Origin of the sequence: Pantoea sp. Lij88 (genome assembly GCF_030062155.1) — a bacterium.
Lineage (GTDB): Bacteria > Pseudomonadota > Gammaproteobacteria > Enterobacterales > Enterobacteriaceae > Pantoea.
This window is the reverse complement of sequence record NZ_CP118269.1, coordinates 3,619,446-3,640,994: the sequence shown is the minus strand read 5'-3', so window position 1 is coordinate 3,640,994 and position 21,549 is coordinate 3,619,446. Positions and strand designations below refer to the sequence as shown.

Below are 21,549 nucleotides of genomic sequence, written 5' to 3'. Positions count from 1 at the left end.
GGCTTAAATCGCTTAACAACTGTAGTAATACGACATTTTATGGGGGATTAAAGGACGTTAAGCGCACCGCCATGTGCCCTTAACGCCGGAAGGCAGGATTTGTGAATCAGCAGCTAATAAGATCGCCGTCCGAGCGTTGCTGTTGCCAGCCGCTGATATTTATCTCAGCAAACTGCTCAGCGGTTAAAGGCGGCGTATGACTTCGCACGATGACCTCTGCACCTTTTTCACGGAATGTCGCCATAAAAAAGGGAAAGGTAAATTTTTCATAATTATCATTGAAGAACGATTCGGTTAAAACTATCCCTGAAAAAGGAAAGGATTCCAGCAGTCGCCAGTCCGCACCCGGTGGCGCAAAATCATAAAGCCAGAAATCAAATTTCTTTGTTAATTCAAGCAGTGACGCACTATGTGCGGCTAAACTTGAATAATTAATGCCAATACGGATTCGTTCATTCTGTAAATGCGTATAGGCATCAGGAATCGCGATCATTCCCCGTAATCGAATATCTTCAACCGGAACAATCATTAATGCTGCTTCAGTAGCAATTTGATTGTGTAATGAAATAATGTTGTTTGTATTAAGTATATTTCCGCTGTCCTGGTTTTGCTGAAGATAAGGCACGCTATAGCAAATGCCAGTGACATTACGCTCAACGTGATGGATAGGTTCAGTAACATAGGGGTTATATAAACTGTTTTTCATTATCTCTATGAAATGCAATAAAAAGGATTCGTTGATAATTAAGCATATAAAAAGTCGCGTTTTTTTAATCGCGTGAATAAATATAGATCACATGCTTAATCCAAATCATCCTTTTGTTTCCTTAGAAAGTAAATAAACCTGGTAGCAAAGAGAGGATAATTCCTTTGGCGTCTGATGATGTGCTGGAATATATTCATTGGTGGGGACAAATAGGCTGGTAATAGTCAGGAGGGGTCTGCCCCCCTTTTCCGGAGAGGGCCGCAGTGTATCGCGCAGGGAGGCAGGGCTGGCACCGCAGGCTTCCCGATCTCATCTGGTCTGTTAAGCTTCAGTCGTCAAAAAACACACCAATAACACCGCGCAACGACGCGGGCTTCTTCACCTGATTTGGGATAAGACATGGGATTTATGGCATCCGCGGCTGAAGAGTCGCTGTGGCGACATCGGACTTTTGTCGCCTTCTGGCTGGCGCGTACCTGTTCATCGTTTGGTTTTCAGATGTTCTCGGTGGCGATCAGCTGGCAGATCTATGCGCTGACCAACAGCGCCATGGCGTTAGGGATGATTGGCCTGATGCAGTTTCTGCCGTCGGTGTTGCTGGCATTACCGGCCGGTCATCTGGCGGATCAATATGACCGGCGGCGCATCGTGCTGTTGGGTCAGCTGGTGGAATTTGCCGCACTGGTGGCATTAGTGGTGCTTACCTTATTCCAGACCGCCGATAAGACGGCGTTATGGGGGCTGGTGTTTATGATTGCGGTGGCGAAGGCGCTGGAGTGGCCTGCGATGTCCTCGATGCTGCCGTCGCTGGTTCCCCCTTCCATCCTGGCGCGCGCCATGGCAATGAACTCCGTGGGCGGGCAGGCCGCGGTCATTGTCGGGCCGACCATCGGCGGTTTGCTTTACGTTGCCGGACCGCATGTTGTGTATGGCGTTTCCGGACTGTTTTATCTGATTTCGCTGACGCTGGTGAGTCTGCTGCGTTATGAGCGTCCGGTGCAGAGCCGTCTGCCGATGAATATGAAGAATCTGTTTGCCGGGATTCACTTTATCCGTGAGCGCAAAGATGTGCTTGGGGTGATTTCGCTCGATCTGTTTGCGGTGTTGCTGGGCGGCGCGACGGCGCTGCTGCCGATTTTCGCCAAAGATATTCTGCATACCGGGCCGTGGGGGTTGGGGATGTTGCGCGGGGCGCCGTCGGTGGGCGCGTTGCTGGTGGGCATCTGGCTGAGCCGGCATAAGCTTGAAAAGCATGTCGGGATGATAATGTTTGGCTCAGTCGCCGGATTTGGCGTTGCCACGCTGGTGTTTGCGCTTTCCACGCAGCTCTGGCTGTCGCTGATAGCTCTCTGTGCTCTGGGGGGTTTTGATATGGTGAGTATGGTGATCCGGGGGGCGCTGGTGCAGCTGGATACGCCGGATACCATGCGCGGGCGCGTGAATGCGGTTAACGCGATTTTTATAAATACGTCGAATCAGCTGGGCGAGTTTGAATCGGGGTTACTGGCGGCCTGGGTCGGTGCCGCACCGGCGGCGGCGATTGGCGGGATTGGTACGCTGGTGGTGGTCGCGTTGTGGATGAAGTTGTTTCCGCATCTGCGGCGGCGTCAGAAGCTGGAGAATGAGGTGGATCCGGTTTAGGACTGGCGTTGGGGCTGGCTGGATTGGCTGAGGGGATTTGTGTGGTTATGGACTACGGTGCACGCTCAGGGAACATACGCCTTTCGCAATGACGCAAAAAACGCCATCTAAGGCAAGGCTCAGCGCGGGCGATTACGCACCTCATCCCTGAGGTGCGCCCGTAAACGGGCCAACGCGTTGCGTTGTTCAAAAACGCTCCCGGCGTTTTTATTCGGGCGGCGCTATGCTTTGCTACAGGCGTATGCTCCCATGGCTTTGAATTCGTTTGCGACCTGAACCTATCTACACCATTTAGAGTTCCTGAATGTTTTGCGGATGTGAATGGCTCGTCTCTGGCAATTTTATCTGTCCCGCCTTTAGACATGCCGCGCAGCAGCGGCGATAAAACGCTGCTATTTTCAAACGCTTGTTCTTTAAAATGACAGAGGAATGAATGAATAATCAGGTCCGGTTAAATCGATAATTATGGCGGTTAAATGATGAATTTTTATTTGCGGATAGCTGTTTGGGCTGATATTTTCCAGGATGGTGTCACAAACGGTAGAAGAATGAATGGACGCAAAAATGCTCGCCGTATCGGTTGCTCATGGCATTGCTTCACTTCCAATGGATTTTTATCTGGGTATTGAAAGAACCTTTCAGGATCTCAACCTTTCAGATGGCGGCAGAAACATTCAGCGCCGTAACTTTGGTGAGGATGAGAGGATGTATAGGGCTTTAAACAAGCTCTTCCGTAACAGAGCTATTCTGGGGCAGATCGCGGAGATGATAATCAAAGACTCTCTGGCTTATCTCCCAGACCCAGCCATCAAAAAAATCACAGATAAACTCATCGGAGAAGCGGCTTCACTGGGTTCAAGACAGTCCATGCAGCTGGCTATCACAGGTTATCTTGGTTCAAAAGTCGTTGGAGGAATGATGGCCAGCGTAATAATGAAGTTATCACTGCGATTATGGACAGGCACCCTTTCGGGCGGCATAGTCCTGCAGGGGGTGCTTTCGCGTGCTTCTGCAGCTTCCCGACGTTTGAGACTTAAAAATCCTGAATTATGGTCAAAGCTTTATATACTTGATTTCGAAATGCTTTACTTCCTCTTTGAAGAACCTTTAGCTAATTACATCGAGCTTGGTGAGACTCTTCGTAAAAACCCTTCGAAAACGGAGCAATTTCTGGGTGCAATCGAAAATCTTTAGACTAATCAGAAAAGTCATTTCTGAGCTATCAGGGGCGGTTATTATCAGCGCCGTAGTGATAGGCGTTTTTATCGCAATATTTGCGAATGAAGGAATTATGCGCATTATCGCCCCCTTACTGGTCTTTATCGCTGGCCTGGTTCTTTACTGGTTAGCCTGGATGATTTCATCCAAAGACGATCGAAAATAGGTCACAAAAAAACGCATTGCCATCAGGGATGAAAGTCTAGCGCGGATCAGCACAAGGTCACCCGGTGCAGGCTCAGGGAACATACGCCTTTCGCAAAGACACAAAAAACGCCATCTCTGGCCCGCTATGCTTTGCTACAGGCGTATGCTCCCATCGCTTTAAGTGCGTAAGTTGCCCTGGGCTGAGGAGTGGTTTGTTTGGCTGGTTGTGGAGATTAGTGCGGTGAGTGGGTGGTCGCTGACGCAGATTTTATTAGCCAGTACCGTACCTGAGTTGTAACTGGCCCGAAGGCCAGTACAGGAAGTTACCAGTCATACTGCCATTCAAATCCTGGGGTCAGAGGGGGAGGCTGACCCACAGGATGGGACCATCAGGCCCCGGTCTTTCCCAGGTTGGCGTCAAATGTTAGCCAGCTTTCACGCATGTCCACTACGCTGCGGGTTTTGCGCGCCTCATCGATTTTAATGGCGGTGAGGCCTGCTTCCAGCGCGTCCACCACTGATACTTTCAGCGGTGTTCCCTGTTTAATATGTTTAACGATCTCTTCTGCCATCAGCGCATCCGCGCCGTAGTGGCCATCATACGCATTGCCGCTGTAGGCGGTATCGACCTCTTTTTCACCGCTGCGCGCGTTGTGTACGCGGAAGTAGTTTCGGACGAAGTCGCCTTCGGCCATGCCGTCGGTGCCCATGACGCAGAAGCGGCGGAACTCATCCGGCACGTTCAGGTTGGCGTGGAAGGCAAGCGTCGCGCCGCCTTCATACTCAATCAGGGCTGTCTGGTAGTCGACAATATCGGCGTCGCTGTCGAAGACGGCATCGGTGCTCGACCAGCCGCTGGGTTTTACGTGATAGAGCTCGGACTCAGCGGTGATCGCACCCTGAGGGGCATGCGCGGGGGTAAAGGATTTTCGGCCACCAAAGCTGGCGACGCGGATCGGGCGCTCCTGTAACAGGCCCTGATAGAGATCGATGTCGTGGCAGCACTTTTCCAGAATGTAAGGACCGGCATACTTCTCCAGACGGCGCCAGTCGCGCTGGAAGAAGGCGCCGTGATAAGGCTTGATATGCTCTGTCGCCTCAATCGAGGTGATTTCACCTAATTGACCGGCATCGCGTGCCGCCAGCAGATCGTGATAGAGCGGCGAATAGCGCAGCACCAGGCCGACCAGAATGCGTGCTTCGCCATACTGACGCACCAGCTTCGCCATCTCCATGGTCTGCTCTTCATTGATCACCACCGGCTTTTCGGTAAAGACCGTGTAGCCCGCCGCCAGCGCCTGACCGACATGCTCCAGATGCAGGAAGTTGGGTGAGCCCACCAGCACCACATCCATTCCGCCGTGCTCCAGCAGCGCGTCGATGGATGCAAAGGCCTGACCGGGCGCGATACCAAAGCTGTGCAGATTAGGCAGTCCGGCGGGGGCCGGATCGTAATAACCCACTACTGAGAAGGCGTCGTCGGCTTTGCTGAACTCTTTGATCACGTGGGACAGACGAAAGCCGAGACCGATAATGCCTACTTTCATGTTAAACCCCTGCTCCTGAAATCGGATGATGCATAGCTCGCCTGTGATCGGGCGCGCCTGTTGATAATCTGACCACCAACTTATTACGGCGGAAAAACTAATGTCAATAACGCACTGCGTGTTTTGCGGGGCGGTTTTTGTTATATCATTGTAAATTAAACAAAAAGTGTCGATATGTTTTTGCCATATTTATTTGTTATTGCGATTTAAGTTTTTTTATCCTATCGTTCGCTCATTATGGCTATAACCCAAAATCGGGAAGGAAGCGCGTGCAACCACACTATCTCCTTGGCATTGATGGCGGCGGTACACAGTGTCGCGCGCGGTTAACCGATCTGCAGGGCCGCGTGCTGGCGGAAGCCACTGGCGGGCCTGCCAACGTCTGGTCAGATTACGACGCGGCGCTGACCTGTGTCGGCCAGCTGATTGACCGGGTATTGTCACAGGCGGGATTAGCGCCGGAGGCGCTGGCGCAGACCGCGCTGGTGGCCGGATTAGCGGGTGCCAATGTCGCCTCGGTGCAGGCGCGGCTCGCCAGCTGGCAGCCCGCCTGCGCGGCGTTACAGGTGGTCAGCGATGTAGAGATCGCCTGCGCGGGCGCGCATGGCGGCGCGCATGGCGCCGTCTTTATCATCGGCACCGGCAGTCAGGGCGCGGCCTGGGATGGCGAACGCTTTACGCTGCTGGGCGGCTGGGGCTTTGCCCTGTCTGACCAGGGATCGGGCGCGGAGCTGGGCCGTCGTGCGCTGCGTCTGGCGCTGCTGGCCCATGAGGCGATTATTGTGCCGACACTCTTCACTCAACAGCTGATGGCGCAGTTCGGTGACAGCCCGGAAACCATGCTGCTCTGGACGCGCTCCGCGACGCCTGCCGACTGGGCGCGCGTGGTGCCACAGATTTTTGCGGCCGCCGACGCGGGCGATCGCCACGCACAGGATCTGCTGCATCAGACCGCCGCCGATATCGGCCTGATGGTGCGCCGTCTGATTGCGCTGAGCAGCGGACGGGTAGCGCTGATGGGTGGCCTGGCCACACCGATTCAGGGCTGGCTGGACGACGATATTCAGGCCCGGCTGGTGACGCCGCAGGGCGATGCCCTGAGCGGGGCGCTGACACTGGCGCAGCAGCTGACGCCTGACCGATACCCGATCTGATGCGGGCTGAGCCTCCTCAGCCCGCTAACCCGAGGAATTTATGACCGCTCCCAACGTAACCGCGCGCATTCTGCGGTTGATTGTTGAAAATGCGCCGATCAGCCAGTCAGACCTGAAAGTCCGCAGCGGACTGAGCATGTCGACCGTGTCGCAGGCCACTAATCGCCTGCTGGCGCAGGAGATTGTGCAGGAGCTGGGGCTGCGTCGCGTGTCGATGGGGCGGCCGAAAACCCTGCTGGGCCTCAATCCCGATCGCGCCAGCGTGATTGGCATTCAGCTCAATGCGGAACGTAACCTGATCGTCATGACCGATCTCAGCGGCAACCTGCTGGGCGAACAGCAGATGCCAAAAGGCACGCTGACACCGCGCCAGCTGGGCGATGCGCTGGCGAAGTTCCTGCGCGGCGTAGAGGAGAAGCGGGTCGGGGCGATTGGCCTGGCGCTGTCAGGGCTGGTCGATGCCGAAAACGGCTACTGCATCCGCTCCAAAGTACTCGACTGGGATAACGTCCCGATTGCGCGTCTGCTGGAAGAGCGCTTCTCGCTGCCGGTGTTTATCGAGAACGACGCCAACGCGATGGCGATGGCGGCGCTGGTGTTTGGTCAGCTCGGCAACGCTCAGTCGGCGGTGATCGCCACCTACGGTAAAGGGATCGGCGCGGGCATCATCCTGAATCGTCAGCTCTACCGGGGGCGTCACGGCAAGGCAGGCGAGATCGGCAACGGGCTGGTGGGCGATGGCTCGCTGCGTCTGCTGGAGGATGTCGCCTCATCGCGCGCCATTCTGCAGCAGCTGGCTGAGCAGGAACCGGTGGATAGCCTCACGTTGCAGGCGCTGGATCAGCGACCCACGCCCGAGGTGCTGGCAGTACTGCAGGAAGCCGGGCGCGAGCTGGGGATTTCGCTGGCAAACCTGTCCGTGGCCTACGATCCGGATGTGGTTTATCTGGCGATGGAGCCGCACATGGCGTCACGCATTCTGCTCGATAACATCACCCAGAGCTTCCAGGCCTACCGGCTGAAACTGACGCCACACATGACACCGTTGCAGTTCCTGACGGAGTCGAATCGCATGTGGGCGCTGGGCGCGGCGGGCTTTGCCGTCAACCGGCTGCTTGATCTGCTGGCGGCCCAGGCCGATGAAGAGCCGGTCACCTGAGTTAACCCTCGAATAAAAACGGGCGCCGCGGCGCCCGTTTTTGTTTCTGCGCTTCCCTTAGCGCAGGCGCATTCCCTGCTCATCAAACAGCAGGCAGTGCGCGGCAGAAAAGCCCAGTTCAACCTGCGTGCCCAGATCGCGCGTAGTCGCCTCGCGCTCTTCCACGACCAGCATCTGTTCACGTCCGATATCCAGGTAGAGATAGTTGGTGTGGCCCAGCATCTCGCCGTAGGCCAGCTCGCCGTGAAAGCGCAGTGCGTCCGGTGTCTGCGCGGCGGGCTGGAAATGCTCAGGACGAATGCCCAGCGTCACGGTTTGCCCCTCGCGGCAGTTGGCGGCGATTTTCAGCACCAGCCCCTCAATCTTCAGTTCCGGCACCCGCAATTGCACTTCACCCTCGCCCGTGGCGCTGATTTCCGCCCGCAGGAAGTTCATTTTTGGCGAGCCGATAAAACCGGCGACAAACAGGTTATCCGGGTCGTGATAGAGCGTCAGCGGCGCGCCGACCTGCTCAATGCGGCCCTGACGCAGCACCACAATGCGGTCAGCCAGCGTCATCGCCTCCAGCTGATCGTGGGTGACATAGATCATGGTGTTGCCGAGCGAGGCGTGCAGCCGGGCAATCTCAATCCGCATCTGCAGACGCAGTTCGGCATCAAGGTTAGAGAGCGGCTCATCGAACAGGAAAATACGCGGATGACGGATAATCGCCCGGCCAATTGCCACGCGCTGCCGTTGTCCGCCAGAAAGTGCGCGCGGCAGGCGATCGAGCAGTTCGGTCAGATGCAGGCGGGCGGCCGTTTGGGCAATCGCCTCGTTGATCTCCGCTTTGGACTTTTTCATCACCTCCAGCGGATAGGCCAGGTTACCGCGCACCGTCATGTTGGGGTAGAGCGCATAGGACTGAAACACCATGGCAATGCCGCGCTCGGTGGCGGGCTGCTGCGTCATGTCCTGCTCCTCAATCAGCAACTGCCCGCTGCTGATCTCCTCCAGCCCGGCAATCATCCGCAGCAGCGTCGATTTGCCGCAGCCGGATGGCCCGACAAACACCACAAACTCGCCGCTGTTGATGGTCAGATCGATGCCATGAATGACATTAACGTGTTCATACGACTTCTTCACATTCTGCAAGCGCAGGCTGGTCATCGGCTACCTCACTCAGAGTAACTGGCCCATGTAGATGGCATTGCTGCGCACGATTGGGGTAAACCCCATGCGCGCATAGAAGGCACAGACCTGCTCGTTCTGCAGGCTGACGCCAAGATGGACACCGCTGACACCCGCCGCCCGCAGCGCCGCCAGTTCATGCTCAATCATCCGGCGACCCCAGCCGCCTTTCTGTGCCGCCGGCAGCAGGTTGATATGCAGGTGAGCGGGCCACTGGGTCACCAGCGTCTCAGCCGCCTGGTCAGGATGCCGTATTGAGTCCAGCACTTTGCTGTCGAGCGGGGCGCTGGCGCGGCGATCGCGATACTTCTCCTGCAGCTGCGGCCACCATTCGGCCTGAAGCTGGGCTTCAAACGCGCGGGTATCGGGCGCCGCAACGACATAACCCTGTACCTCTCCGTCCCGCTCCAGCACAAAAGCAAAGTCAGGCGCGAAACGCGCATAGGGCACGGCAAAACGCTGGCCGGGATAGTCAGGATCGGAGTAGAGCGCGCGGGCATCGCCGCCCGCATCGGCTGTTTCCAGGCAGATGCGGTAGAGCGCCGGGTAGTCCGCCGGCGTGGCCGGACGAATGACACCTTGATTCGCCATGGTGAGTTCTCGTGAGTGAGGGATCCGGTCAGGGATTGAACAGATCCGCAGATGAAAGTTACGTTAATGAAAGTGGACTTAGTTTTCAAGATAGAATAATTACCTTATCGCACTAACGCAGGCCGTTCGGCAACGTTTACCGGCATCGGGATGCACAACTGTGATCCCCAACACGCCCGGAACAGGGCGGCTGGCGGCAGATTCACGGCCGATCAAAAGAGAAAAGTGTGAGCGTGATAGGATTTTCATATGTTTTATCAGGACGTTATTTTGCGATTATCAGAGTGGCATCTCCTGCTGCAGAAAAAGCGGCTGGCGACGCGCCGCCACGGTTAATGGCGTAAAAGCCAGCGTGGCGTGCTGAATTTCGCGTCACATCGCTGTTTATTTGCGCGTGCTCACAGCGTTGCAATTCCCACTGCAGGCTGTTTGACTTTATTTTTCTATTAAAGTAAGTATGAGTGAGTGCGTTTGTGTGCGGCTGCAGCCTGAAGGATGTCAGGCGGTGAGATGAAAGGATGCCGATCCTGGTCTGAAGAAGGTGAGCATAATGTCTGTTTCCTCCGTTCGTTCGTTCCGAATTCGCAATGTGGGTCGGCTGCTGGCTGCGGGCCTGCTGGCGGGCAGCGTCTCCCATGCCGTCCACGCCGCCGTCACTCTGAATGAGTGGGATATCTACAACTACCCGGAGCAGACTGCTGCGGTGGATGAAGGGATTAAAGAGTTCTCACAGCAGAATCCCGGCATCGTGATTAACCGTTCCGTTCACTCCTTTGAAGATACCCGTATTCCGTTGAAGCTGGCGCTGACCGCCGGTGATGGCCCGCAGATCGCGCAGGTCAACCAGGGCGGCGGCGATATGGGATCGCTGGTCAAAGATAAGCTGCTGCTGCCGCTCGACAGTTACGCCGCCAGCTACGGCTGGACCACGCGCTTCCCGGACTCGATTCTGAAACGTAACCGCTGGTCAGACAGCGGCGAGTTCGGCAGCGGCAAGCTTTACGGCGTCGCCAGCCTGGGTGAAATGGTCGGGCTCTATTACAACAAAGCGCTGCTGGATAAAGCGGGCATCGCCGTGCCCAAAACCCTGGCTGAGCTGGAGAGCGCCATGGCGAAGCTGAAACAGCAGGGCACCGCGCCGATGATGCTCGGCCTGCTGGATGGCAACATGGGCCAGCAGCTGCTCAGCACCCTGTGGGAGGCGCAGATTGAGAGCCACGACCGCAAGACGCTGGATAATCTGATTTACGATGTGGGCGGCACCTTCAAAGACAGCAAGCTGGTCAATGCCGCCACCATGATGAAGAGCTGGACCGACAAAGGGTACTTCTTCCCTGGCTTCCAGGGCATTGGTCACGACGATGCGGCGACGCTGTTCCAGAATGGCCAGGCCGCGTTCCTCGTCAGCGGCACCTGGTATCTTGGCCAGTTTAAAGACAACAAAGATATTCACTTCGCTGCAATGCCAGCCGGAGATGGCGTGAAGCAGCCGCTGATGGTGGGCGGGACCGATCTGGCGTTCTCGGTTACCAGTACCGCGAAAGGCAAAGATCAGCAGGAGGGCGCGGCGAAGTTCATCAACTATATGGTCTCTGATGCCATGGCGAACCGCTGGCTGAAGGTAGGCTTCCTGCCTGCCAGCACCAACAAGGCGGCCAAAATGCCAGCGGACAATCCACTGCTGGCGGAAGCGTATCAGGTCTGGTTAGCGCTGAACGACTATGACGGTTTAGGCCACTACGTGGACTGGGCGACACCGACCATGAATGCCGAGCTGAATCAGAACGTCCAGCTGCTGCTGGCGGGCCGTCAGACCCCCGATCAGATGGTGGTGAATTTTGATAACAACTATCAGCGTTACCTGAAAACCCTGAAGCATTAAGCCGGAGGCCCGGCGAACAGCCGGGCCTGAGCATCGTTCTGAACCACGAGTAGGGTTATGTTGAATTTAAGCAGCTGGCGTAATTTTCTCTATGTTCTGCCTGCGGTGCTGGTCTATGCAGTGTTTCTGCTGTTCCCGCTGCTGGCCTCGCTGGGCATCAGTTTTACCGAATGGGACGGCACCTCGCTGCCGGTGTTTAGTGGCATCAGCAACTACATGCGGATGTTCAGCGATCCGGTGTTCTGGATTGCGCTGGGCAATAACGCCATCCTGATGCTGTTCTATACCCTGTTGCCGATTGGCGTCGGCCTGCTGCTCTGCAGTTTTCTGTATGACACGCGCAACAACAACGAACGCAGCGTGCTGCGCATTCTCTTCTTCCTGCCCTACATCATGCCAATGGCGGTGCTGGGCGTGGTGTGGCGCTGGCTCTATAACCCGGCGTTTGGCCCCATCGACCAGATATTACGCGCGATCGGCTTACCTCAGCTGGCGCTCTCCTGGCTGGGTGATTTCACCTGGGCGCTGCCCGCGGTTGGTCTGGTCGCCACCTGGTACTTCTTCGGCTTCTGTCTGGTGCTGTTTATGGCGGGCCTGCAGCGCATGGATCCCTCACTGCTGGAAGCCGCCGATCTGGATGGCTCATCGCGTCGCCAGAAGTTTATGCGCATCACGCTGCCCGGCCTGCGGCCCGAGCTGCGGATTGCTCTGCTGCTGACGGTGATCGCCAGCCTGAAAGCCTTTGACCTGGTCTATGTGATGACGCAGGGCGGGCCGGGCACCTCTACCATGGTCACCAATATCTTTATGTATAAGCAGGGCTTTGACCTGCACTACTTTGGCTATGCCTCGTCAGTCGCGGTGTTCAGCATGATCATTGTTTTAGGGATTAACTACCTGATCCATCTGGCCTTAAAGGAGCGTTACTGATGCGAAGCACGCCGGTGATTTCACGCGCGCTGATCTGGATCGTGGCGCTGATGACGATTCTGCCGTTTCTGATGGCGCTGATGACCTCGTTTAAGACCCAGATGGAGCTGTTTCAGGGCATTTTCACGCTGCCCGCCTCGCTGAATTTTAAAAACTACGTGACCGCCTGGCAGCAGGGACACTTCAACGTCTACTTCCTCAACTCGGTGCTGGTGGTGATTCCGGTGGTGCTGTTCAGCGTGCTGCTCGGCATTCTGGCCGGATTTGGTTTCGCCTGGCTGAAGATCCCCGGAAAGAAAGTGATCGGGGCGATGCTGGCGCTGGGAATGGTGCTGCCGAGTGAAGCTTTTATCATTCCGCTCTATCACGAGCTGCGCTGGATGGGGCTGACCAACACCTACCTGGCGCTGATCCTGCCGCAAATCGCCCTGTCGCTGCCCTTTACCACACTGATGATCGCCAGCGCGTTTCAGCAGGTGCCGAAAGAGCTGGTAGAAGCGGCGGTGATGGATGGGGCGTCGCGGGTCAAAATTCTGTGGGGCATTCTGGTGCCCGCTATCTGGCCGACCCTGTCGACGCTGGGGCTGCTGCTGTTTATCTGGACCTGGAACGAGTTCCTGATCCCGCTGATTCTGGTCAACAAGGATGAGCTGCGCACGCTGCCGATTGGCATGATGTTTTTCCAGAATAAAAACACCATCGACATTCCGGTACTGATGGCGGGCGCGATGATTGTGATTATGCCGCTGATCGTGGTGTTCCTGATTTTCCAGCGCAAGTTTATCAGCGGCGTCACCGAAGGGGCCGTGAAGTAATTTGTGATATCCCGCACGAAACGGCGCACTGGCGGCCAGACAAAGGTTTGCCGCGCCGTGTCGTGCTGCAATTCCTCCTCCTCAATCCTGCGGGAGACGCATGATGCACCTTTCCCTTGCTGATTTTCACCCTGTCGCCGATGGCGAAACCCCGGACACGGCCGTACTGCAACGCGCCATGGATCAGATTGCGGCGGCGGGTGGGGGGCGTCTGACTCTGCCTGCCGGGCGTTATCGCAGCGGCTGCCTGAATCTGCCCTCTGATTTTGAACTCCACCTTGAAGCGGGAGCGGTGCTGATCGCCAGTCCGCGGCTGGCGGACTACCAGGCGGTACAGGCACTCAGCTGTGCAGAGAAATCCCACAATGTGCTGCTCTATGCGCTGGGCCAGCGCAATATCACCATCAGCGGCACTGGCCGGATCGATGGCGAGGGGGAAGCCTGGTTTGCCGCAGAGCGCGATGAGCAGGGTTATCGCCTGCCGCGCCCTGACCGGCCGCGCATTATTGTATTTGAAGATTGCGAGCAGGTGACGCTGACCGCCTTTACCATCGTGCAGGCGCCGATGTGGACGGTGCACCTGGTGAGCTGTCGCCATGTGCATATCGACCATCTCGCCATCGACAACGCTATGACTATGCCGAATACCGATGCGCTGGATATCGACGGCTGCGAAGCGGTGTTTGTCAGCAACAGCTACCTCAGCGCTGCTGATGATGCTATCTGCATTAAAACCACCCACAAACCGGCCGCGCTGCGGCGTCCGGCGCGGCAGATTATGATCACTAACTGCCTGCTGCGCAGCTACAGCTGCGCCTTTAAAATCGGCACCGAAACCTGGGATGATGTGGAAGATGTCACGGTGACCGGCTGCACCATTTTTGATTCCAACCGGGGCATTGGCATTCTGTCGCGTGACGGCGGTGCGATGCGGCGTCTGCTGTTCAGTAACCTGACCTTTGCCTGTCACCACGCGCCGCCCTGTCACTGGGGCAAAGCCGATCCGCTGCATATTTCGGTGCGCCGACGCGATCCCGCCATTACACCTGGCATCGTGGAGCAGGTGCAGTTCAGTAATCTGACGGGCGTGGCGGAAGGGGCGATTAACCTGCATGCGGCAGAGCCGGGCTGGATACGCGATGTGGTGATCAGCCAGCTTCAGATGCGGCAGACCGTTTCGCAAATGACACAGGGACACTACGACGTGCGGCCGCCCTGTAACCCGGCCTCCCCGACCGGCATGGGGCTGGATAACGCCTACAAACTTGACCCGAAAACCGGCGAAGCCTTTGGCGTAGAGCGCTATCCCGGCGGGCTGCCGGGCCTGTTTGCACGTGGGGTAGAGAACCTGCAACTGCACAATCTGGTGATCACCAGGCCTGAGCCATTACCGCCAGGCTGGCACCCGGAGTGCGTTGTGCAGTTGCCGGATTGATTTACAGCGCGGCGGCGATGGCCGCACCGAGCTGTTCGGTGCTGGCGCTGCCGCCAAGATCGCGCGTCAGATGCTGTCCCGCCGCCAGCGTGCGTTCAATCGCCTCTAACACCGCATCACCCGCCGCTTTGTATCCGAGGTGCTCCAGCATCATCGCGCCGCACCAGATCTGCCCGATCGGGTTGGCGACGCCTTTGCCAGCGATATCCGGCGCAGAACCGTGAACCGGCTCGAACAGGCTGGGGAACAGACCTTCCGGATTGATATTGGCGGAAGGCGCAATGCCGATGGTGCCGGTACAGGCCGGGCCGAGATCGGAGAGGATATCGCCAAACAGGTTGCTGGCGACCACTACATCAAACCAGTCCGGGTGCAGCACGAAGTTGGCGGTGAGAATATCGATATGATACTTATCGACGCGAACGTCGGGGAACTGGCCGGACATTGCTTCGACGCGGCTGTCCCAGTAAGGCATGGTGATAGCGATGCCGTTGGATTTGGTGGCAGAGGTCAGGTGTTTCTTCGGCCGGCTCTGCGCCAGCTGATAAGCAAACTTCAGGATGCGATCAACGCCGGTACGCGTCATCACCGTCTCCTGAATCACCACTTCACGCTCGGTGCCGGGGAACATGGTGCCGCCGACGCTGGAGTATTCACCCTCGGTGTTTTCGCGCACCACATAGAAGTCGATATCGCCAGGCTGACGATTCGCCAGCGGCGCTTTGACGCCTGGCATCAGTCGCACCGGACGCAGATTGACGTACTGGTCGAATTCCCGCCGGAACTGCAGCAGCGAGCCCCACAGCGAAACGTGGTCGGGCACCACATCGGGCCAGCCGACCGCACCAAAGTAGATCGCATCAAAGGCTTTCAGCTGCGGGAACCAGTCGTCAGGCAGCATCTGACCATGCTGCTGCCAGTAGTCGGCGCTGGCGTAATCGAACCACTCCCAGCGCAGCGGAATGTTAAATTTCTCTGCCGCCGCATTCATCACGCGGACGCCTTCCGGCATCACTTCTTTGCCGATGCCGTCGCCAGGGATCACGGCAATACGATGGATTTTGTCAGTCACAGGGCACCTTTCCGGTTGATGTTCGAATTGTGTACGCAGTATAACTGTCGATTCCGGGGAAATAATGAGCCTGAAAGGCAATCCATTGTTGAATCAAAGTAGAGAATCCCGCACCTCCACCGATGACTTAGCCTTCTTTGTTCGCCTGGCTGCGCTGGACAGTCTGACCGCAGCCGCACGCGAACTGGGCCTGTCGCTGGCGGCGGTAAGCAAACGTCTGAGCCTGCTGGAGCAGCGCCTTGGTGTGCAACTGCTGCGTCGCACCACGCGACGGCTGGAACTGACGCCGGAAGGCCGCCGTTATCTGGCGGGCGCGCGTCCGTTGCTGGATCAGCTGGAGGCGCTGGAAGAGGCGGTCAGCGGTGAAACGGCTCAGTTGCGCGGCACGCTGAACATCAACGCCTCATTTGGCTTTGGCCGTCGCCATATCGCGCCCTGCGTCTCGGCCTTTGCCGCGCTGCATCCGCAGCTCTCACTCTCGCTGCAGCTCAGCAGCCAGCCGCTTAACTTTCTTGATGCGCACATGGATATTGATATCCGCGTCGGCGAACCGCCTGACTCGCGGCTGGTGGCGCGTAAACTGCGCACCAATCCGCGCATCCTCTGCTGTTCACCCGCCTATGCTGCCCGTCACGGCCTGCCCGCTACGGTGCGCGATCTGGCGCAGCACAACTGCATTTTGCTGCGTCAGCACGACAGCGATTTTACGCTGTGGCGGCTGACCAGCGGCGAACAGAGCATCAGCCAGAAAGTGCGCGGCAGCCTGATCACCAACGATGGTGAAGTGGCGATGCGGCTGGCAATGGATGGGCATGGCATTCTGTTGCGCTCCTGGTGGGACGCGCAGCACAGCCTGGCGACAGGCGAACTGCTGCAGGTGCTACCCGACTGGCAGGCACCCGATGGAGATATTTTTGCGGTCTGGCAGGCGCAGCGCCAGCTTCCGGCGCGCATCACCGCGTTTGTGGCGTTTCTGCAGAATAATCTGCAATCGGTTGAAAAATAGTTATTTTATCTTGATGGGCGGGCGTGAAAAAGCGTCTGCGGACAATTAACATACCGCATTAAGCTGATTCGGTCGCTTCGGGCTGCCGCTGCGTTTACAGCTTTTTTTCTGATGCGTATGATTCTCATTCATTTTCTCCCCTGCCTGCCCTCTGCGTTGCGGCCAGCCGGGAGATCAGGTCGATAGGGGAGTTAAGTATGAAAGCGTTGTTAAGCCCGCGTAAAGCGGCACTCGCACTGGCGATGGTCACCACCTTCAGCCTGACGGCGTGCCAGACACCTGCCACAAAAGTGGAGGGCAATGCGCCGATGGTGATGCAGCCCTCCAGCCCCGATAACCTGATTCAGCGCGAGCTGGGTGACGGGTTGTATGAGATGGCCTACCTGCCCGCCAGAAATGCGCTCTATGTTGCCAGTGCGCCGGAGGGTAAGGATATCAGTGGCGGCATGATCTACCGTCTTGATGGCACCACGCTGCAGAGCACCGGGACGGGGCATTTCGACCTGAAAAACGTCGGTCTGATTAGCGACCCGGACGGCAGCGCGCTTTACACTACCAATGCGCAGGATGGCGGCATCTCTAAGATCGATCCGGAGAACGGCAGGGTGCTGAAGCGCCTGATGTTCGACGATAAAAACGAGACAGGTTTGCCGGTGGGCACGCGTGAGATCTTTCTGCATGACGGGCTGCTCTATGTCGGCGGCGCGGGCGATCCGGGTGTGATCTGGGTGGTTGATGCGAAAACCCTGACGCTGAAAGCCCGGATTAAAAATGCCGGGAAGGGGGTTACAGGCATCATCTTCTCGCCGGTCAGTGACCGGATTTATGCGGCGAACGGCAGTGGTGAAATCCTGGTGATTAATCCGCGCAATCACAAAATCGAGCAGCGCCTGACGGCAGGTGACGGGCAGGACGCTCAGTTCCTGAACATGGCGGAAGATCCGGCGACGGGTCGCCTGTTTGTCACGGATAACGCCAGCACGAAAAATACCCTGGTGTTTGATGAGCGCAGCGGCAAGCTGATTCAGCGTCTGGATCCGGCTGATTCGACGGGGATTAAATTTAACGGCAAGCGTAATGAGATTTATATCAGCCAGCGCGAGTCGAAGAAGGTACTGCAGCTGGATGGCACCACGTATGAAGTGAAAAACAGCTGGTCGTTTGAGGGGCATCCAGAGAGCCTGCTGGTCTCACCGGACGGGCAGACACTGTACGTTACCCTGAAGCAGGGCTTCAGTGGCGACCACAAAAGTCAGATGCCGGATGGCGTGGCGCGTATCACGCTGCAATAAAAAAAGGCGGCATCGCTGCCGCCTTTGAACTTACAGGCAAAGTCTGAATCGTGTAGCGGTGAGACTGAGCCGGCACAGGGAGCAGGGTCCGATCGGAAAGACGCAAAAGCTGTCATCCATGACTGCCCGGACCGCGTAATTACGCACCTCATCCCTGAGGTGCGCCCGTTGCCGGGCCAACGCGTTGCGTTGTTCAAAAACGCTCCCGGCGTTTTTGTCCATGGCGCGGGACGCTTTCCTCCTCTGACCCTGTTCCCTGCGCGTTGAGTTTATCTATTGCTGCCAGTTTGACTCTGATGCGGGTTGCTCAGCATTGAGGCGGCATCGCTGCCGCCTCAATGCTTACTTCGCCACGCCTTCTACCAGCACCACGCGATAGTTCGCGCCTTTCAGACGGTGCGCTTTGGCTGCCTGATATTCCGGGCTGTCATACCAGGCGTGTGCGGCTTCGCGGCTCGCGAACTCCAGAATCACCACACCTTCCGCTTCCTGACCTTCCAGCGTTTCCAGTTCGCCATAAAAGGCGAGAGGATTGATCTGATGATCGCCGCGCGCCTGGCCCGCTTTCTCAGAGTAGATCGCCATTTCGTCCTGGTTCAGGGTGTTATCACGAATAAATACAACGTATGCACTCACAGGTCTCTCCTTACGCTTTTTTATCCTGGGTTTCGGTATCGAAGTCAGCAGCATCATGACGCTCATGCAGCTGATCGGCCGGGTCGCCCATGACACGGTTGACCTTGCGGCCACGAATAACGGCAGGACGCTGTGCAATCTCTTTCGCCCAGCGCACCACATTTTTATAGGACTGCACATCAAGGAATTCGGCACCGCCATACTGGTCATTCAGCACCATGTTGCCGTACCACGGCCAGGTGGCGATGTCAGCGATGGTGTAGTCATCACCGGCCAGATAACGGTTGTCGGCCAGCCGGCGATCCAGCACGTCGAGCTGACGCTTCGCTTCCAGCGTAAAGCGGTTAATGGCGTACTCAATTTTCTCTGGCGCATAGTGATAGAAATGACCGAAACCGCCGCCGAGGTAAGGCGCAGAGCCCTGCAGCCAGAACAGCCAGTTCAGGGTTTCAGTGCGGCCAGCGATATCTTTCGGCAGGAAGTAGCCATATTTTTCCGCCAGATAGAGCAGGATATTGCCCGATTCAAAGACCCGAATCGGCGGTGTTGCAGAGTGGTCACTCAGCGCCGGTATTTTTGAGTTCGGGTTCACATCGACAAACCCGCTGGAGAACTGATCGCCTTCGCCGATACGGATCAGCCAGGCATCATATTCGGCATCGTTGACGTTAAGCGCCAGCAGCTCTTCCAGCAGGATAGTGACTTTCTGGCCGTTAGGCGTGCCGAGCGAATAGAGCTGTAAAGGGTGTTTGCCAACCGGCAACGCTTTTTCGTGGGTGGGACCAGCGAACGGACGATTAGTTTTAGCGCCGTTACCTTTGGCTTCAGGGTCCCAGGTCCAGACTTTTGCGGGCTGATATGCATTTTCCGACATAATGAAAGTTCGCCTTATGGTGTGGTATTGGTCTGGAGTGTAGCAGGTGCTGCGAAGGCGGTTTAACTCTGCTGGCTGCGCGAAGGCATGCTGCAATGCGCTGATGTCAGGCGGGCTGCGGTGTCGGAGAAAAGTGAATAAAAGTGTGTCAGGCAGGGTGTTCGTTGTCCGGAGCAGACATGACCGTGCAGTCAGCAACGACTGCACGGCAGGCAGGGTTACAGCAGTTCGCGCTCAATCAGCTCGCGGGTTTCAATCGCCTGTACCTTCATTTTTTCCGGATAGCCAAACAGGGACGCCGCAATAATCGGATCACCACCGACTTTATGGGTACGGGTAGCAAAACCGGTGTCGCGCAGCGTTTTGAACAGGGTGTCGAAGTCTACTTCGCCTTCGCCCACGCCGACATGCTGGTGAATGGTGGCATCGACGCCTGGCGGGTTAACGATATAGCGGCAGTGCTTTGTATGGTTCATGGTATCGGCGATCAGCATGTGCGACAGATCGTCACCGGCATATTCCAGCATCGGCTTCACATCGCCTTTGCCTTTGTCATAGAAGAAGGTGTGTGGGGCGCTGTAGATATACTTTACGTTATCGCTGCGGAACGACTTCACGATATCCACGGTTTCGTTGTTCTCTTCGCAGAAATCCCACGGATGCGCCTGGATTTCGACGCGGATACCTTCACGTTCGATGATCGGCAGTAGCTCTTCCATCGAGCGATAGAACATCTCTTCACAGATTTCCGGTTCGTTAGGCGTGCCGGAGAGCTCGGTGTTAATGACCTGCACACCCATCTCAACCGCAATCTCAATCATCCGCTTCCACTTCTTCACCGCCGCCTGACGACGCAGCTCATCCGGGCCGGACCAGCGATAGACCACGATAAATGAGGAGATCTCCAGCCCGGTAGCGCTTAACGCATTCTTATACTCGTTAATGATTTCACGGCTGGCTTTAGGATGTTTATAAAACGGGTTGATCTGCGGATGCGGCGACTGTTCGATATATTTGTAGCCCCAGTCGGCCACCTGATGAACCATTCGGGTGATGCCTAAATCTTTAATCACATCCACATCAAAAGCGATTTTCATCTTTCTGCTCCGGGCACATTAAGGTTGCTGTTCTTCATTGAAGGTCACGCCAGTCTGCTGCCTGACGGTGTCCATCGCGGCCAGGGTGATAATCGCCTGGTCAAGCGAGTGGACGGGTGAATCGATCAGGTTCTGGCCGACACACCAGGCGAAGTGGTTAATTTCATGACAGAGCTGTTCATAGCGGTTAGTGGGCTCCTGCCATTGCAGGCGATGACGCCGGTCGCTGGAGGTCAGGGTGAAGTTACCCGGCGCATAGAACTGGCCCGCCAGCTCCAGCGTGGCGTCGCGCCCGGCGATCACTGCGCAGCCGGGTGTGTTGCTGAACAGGGTGGTATTCAGTACCGACTGCATGCCGTGCTGATGAGTAAACAGCATCGACGTCTGACCGTTAACGCGGCCATCCGGGACGGGCTGGCCACGGGCGACGATCGTGTCAGGCGCACCGCCGCCAACCAACACACTCAGCGCCACCAGATAACTGCCGAGGTCCAGCATCGGACCGCCCGCCAGATCGGCATTGAAGATGCGATGATCCGGGGTGAAGAACTCACCGTGATCGGCAATCAGGGTATGGACGTTACCGAGTACGCCATCCGCCAGCAGCTGACGGATGACGTCATACTTCGGTGCAAAGTTGCACCACATCGCCTCCATACAGAGCAGGTTTGCGGCAGCAGCGGCCTGTTTAAGCTGAACTGCCTGCTGCGCATTCAGCGCCAGCGGCTTTTCAATCAGCAGAGACTTTCCGGCGGCAATCGCGCGCAGACCATCGGGAAAATGGTGGTTGTGAGGCGTTGCGATATAGACCGCATCAACGTCATCCCGCGCCAGCAGCGCATCAAGACTGTCTGTGGCATAGCCGATTGACCATTTGTCAGCAAAGGCCTGCGCTTTTGCCGGGTCACGGGCGGCAACCGCGGTGATCTGCTGCCGGGTGTGCTGGCGCAGCGCATGGGCAAAATGGTCGGCGATCCAGCCCGGCCCGATAATGCCCCAGCGCAGTCGCGGAACCTGGCTGGCATCGGTCAGGCGGGGAGCCGGAAGCGTTGAAGGGAACATATCTTTTCCTTTTGTACGTGTTGTACGTGCAGGCAGGTGCTGCTCAGGACTCCACTATAGAAAGCCCGCCGTCGCCGCTCTAACCTTTTAATGATGTGATCCCATCAACCGGTCC

Annotated in this window: 19 protein-coding genes; 10 read left to right on the top strand and 9 right to left on the bottom strand. The window is 56.9% G+C overall.

The window, feature by feature from the left end:
- Positions 1-106: 106 nt before the first annotated feature.
- A complete protein-coding gene (locus PU624_RS20910) occupies positions 107-706 on the bottom strand; it encodes a hypothetical protein (protein ID WP_283546477.1) in 600 nt (199 codons plus the stop codon).
- 399 nt (positions 707-1,105) lie between these two features.
- On the opposite strand from PU624_RS20910, the gene PU624_RS20905 reads away from it, so the two are divergent.
- Both PU624_RS20905 and PU624_RS20900 read left to right on the top strand, forming a co-directional pair.
- Entirely contained in the window at positions 1,106-2,347 is a 1,242-nt protein-coding gene (locus tag PU624_RS20905; protein WP_283546476.1) for an MFS transporter, read from the top strand.
- 552 nt (positions 2,348-2,899) lie between these two features.
- A complete protein-coding gene (locus tag PU624_RS20900; protein WP_283546475.1) occupies positions 2,900-3,541 on the top strand; it encodes an Ssp6 family T6SS pore-forming effector in 642 nt (213 codons plus the stop codon).
- 560 nt (positions 3,542-4,101) lie between these two features.
- On the opposite strand, the gene PU624_RS20895 is transcribed toward PU624_RS20900, so the two are convergent.
- Positions 4,102-5,259 carry a Gfo/Idh/MocA family protein gene (locus PU624_RS20895; RefSeq protein ID WP_283546474.1) on the bottom strand — a complete coding sequence of 386 codons (1,158 nt, stop codon included), beginning with the start codon at positions 5,257-5,259 and terminating at the stop codon, positions 4,102-4,104.
- A gap of 269 nt (positions 5,260-5,528) precedes the next feature.
- On the opposite strand from PU624_RS20895, the gene PU624_RS20890 reads away from it, so the two are divergent.
- Both PU624_RS20890 and PU624_RS20885 read left to right on the top strand, forming a co-directional pair.
- Positions 5,529-6,413 carry a glucosamine kinase nucleotide-binding domain-containing protein gene (locus PU624_RS20890; RefSeq protein ID WP_283546473.1) on the top strand — a complete coding sequence of 295 codons (885 nt, stop codon included), beginning with the start codon at positions 5,529-5,531 and terminating at the stop codon, positions 6,411-6,413.
- Between the two features lie 40 nt (positions 6,414-6,453).
- Positions 6,454-7,572: an ROK family transcriptional regulator gene (locus PU624_RS20885; protein WP_283546472.1), complete on the top strand. Its 1,119-nt coding sequence runs from the start codon at positions 6,454-6,456 to the stop codon at positions 7,570-7,572.
- Between the two features lie 57 nt (positions 7,573-7,629).
- Here PU624_RS20885 and PU624_RS20880 read toward each other — a convergent pair whose 3' ends face one another.
- Both PU624_RS20880 and PU624_RS20875 read right to left on the bottom strand, forming a co-directional pair.
- Positions 7,630-8,721, bottom strand: a complete 1,092-nt coding sequence (locus tag PU624_RS20880) for an ABC transporter ATP-binding protein (protein ID WP_283546471.1) — start codon at positions 8,719-8,721, stop codon at positions 7,630-7,632.
- 12 nt (positions 8,722-8,733) lie between these two features.
- A complete protein-coding gene (locus PU624_RS20875; protein ID WP_283546470.1) occupies positions 8,734-9,333 on the bottom strand; it encodes a GNAT family N-acetyltransferase in 600 nt (199 codons plus the stop codon).
- Positions 9,334-9,883: 550 nt separating this feature from the next.
- On the opposite strand from PU624_RS20875, the gene PU624_RS20870 reads away from it, so the two are divergent.
- The 4 genes from PU624_RS20870 to PU624_RS20855 all read left to right on the top strand — a co-directional run bounded on the left by PU624_RS20870 (position 9,884) and on the right by PU624_RS20855 (position 14,395).
- Complete coding sequence (locus PU624_RS20870) at positions 9,884-11,215, top strand: extracellular solute-binding protein (RefSeq protein WP_283546469.1); 1,332 nt, start codon at positions 9,884-9,886, stop codon at positions 11,213-11,215.
- Between the two features lie 57 nt (positions 11,216-11,272).
- Complete coding sequence (locus tag PU624_RS20865) at positions 11,273-12,145, top strand: carbohydrate ABC transporter permease (RefSeq protein WP_003855659.1); 873 nt, start codon at positions 11,273-11,275, stop codon at positions 12,143-12,145.
- Positions 12,145-12,960: a carbohydrate ABC transporter permease gene (locus PU624_RS20860; protein WP_003855657.1), complete on the top strand. Its 816-nt coding sequence runs from the start codon at positions 12,145-12,147 to the stop codon at positions 12,958-12,960. Before PU624_RS20865 ends, PU624_RS20860 begins: the two co-directional genes overlap by 1 nt.
- A gap of 103 nt (positions 12,961-13,063) precedes the next feature.
- The gene (locus PU624_RS20855) at positions 13,064-14,395 is read left to right on the top strand and encodes a glycoside hydrolase family 28 protein (RefSeq protein ID WP_283548049.1); all 1,332 of its coding nucleotides are present in this window, start codon (positions 13,064-13,066) and stop codon (positions 14,393-14,395) included.
- A 1-nt stretch (position 14,396) separates the two neighbouring features.
- Here PU624_RS20855 and PU624_RS20850 read toward each other — a convergent pair whose 3' ends face one another.
- Positions 14,397-15,467, bottom strand: a complete 1,071-nt coding sequence (locus tag PU624_RS20850) for a tartrate dehydrogenase (RefSeq protein ID WP_283546468.1) — start codon at positions 15,465-15,467, stop codon at positions 14,397-14,399.
- Between the two features lie 64 nt (positions 15,468-15,531).
- Here PU624_RS20850 and PU624_RS20845 point away from each other — a divergent pair, with 64 nt between their 5' ends.
- Both PU624_RS20845 and PU624_RS20840 read left to right on the top strand, forming a co-directional pair.
- Positions 15,532-16,473 carry a LysR family transcriptional regulator gene (locus PU624_RS20845; RefSeq protein ID WP_283546467.1) on the top strand — a complete coding sequence of 314 codons (942 nt, stop codon included), beginning with the start codon at positions 15,532-15,534 and terminating at the stop codon, positions 16,471-16,473.
- Positions 16,474-16,670: 197 nt separating this feature from the next.
- Complete coding sequence (locus tag PU624_RS20840) at positions 16,671-17,765, top strand: YncE family protein (RefSeq protein ID WP_283546466.1); 1,095 nt, start codon at positions 16,671-16,673, stop codon at positions 17,763-17,765.
- A 342-nt stretch (positions 17,766-18,107) separates the two neighbouring features.
- On the opposite strand, the gene PU624_RS20835 is transcribed toward PU624_RS20840, so the two are convergent.
- The 4 genes from PU624_RS20835 to PU624_RS20820 all read right to left on the bottom strand — a co-directional run bounded on the left by PU624_RS20835 (position 18,108) and on the right by PU624_RS20820 (position 21,434).
- On the bottom strand, positions 18,108-18,401 hold the full coding sequence (locus PU624_RS20835; protein WP_283546465.1) for a DUF1330 domain-containing protein: 294 nt from the start codon (positions 18,399-18,401) through the stop codon (positions 18,108-18,110).
- Between the two features lie 10 nt (positions 18,402-18,411).
- Positions 18,412-19,275 (bottom strand): glutathione-dependent disulfide-bond oxidoreductase, encoded by an 864-nt coding sequence (gene yghU, locus PU624_RS20830; RefSeq protein WP_283546464.1) that lies wholly within the window; start codon positions 19,273-19,275, stop codon positions 18,412-18,414.
- A 218-nt stretch (positions 19,276-19,493) separates the two neighbouring features.
- Complete coding sequence (locus tag PU624_RS20825; RefSeq protein ID WP_283546463.1) at positions 19,494-20,372, bottom strand: sugar phosphate isomerase/epimerase family protein; 879 nt, start codon at positions 20,370-20,372, stop codon at positions 19,494-19,496.
- An 18-nt stretch (positions 20,373-20,390) separates the two neighbouring features.
- Positions 20,391-21,434 carry a Gfo/Idh/MocA family protein gene (locus PU624_RS20820; RefSeq protein WP_283546462.1) on the bottom strand — a complete coding sequence of 348 codons (1,044 nt, stop codon included), beginning with the start codon at positions 21,432-21,434 and terminating at the stop codon, positions 20,391-20,393.
- Between the last annotated feature and the right edge of the window lie 115 nt (positions 21,435-21,549).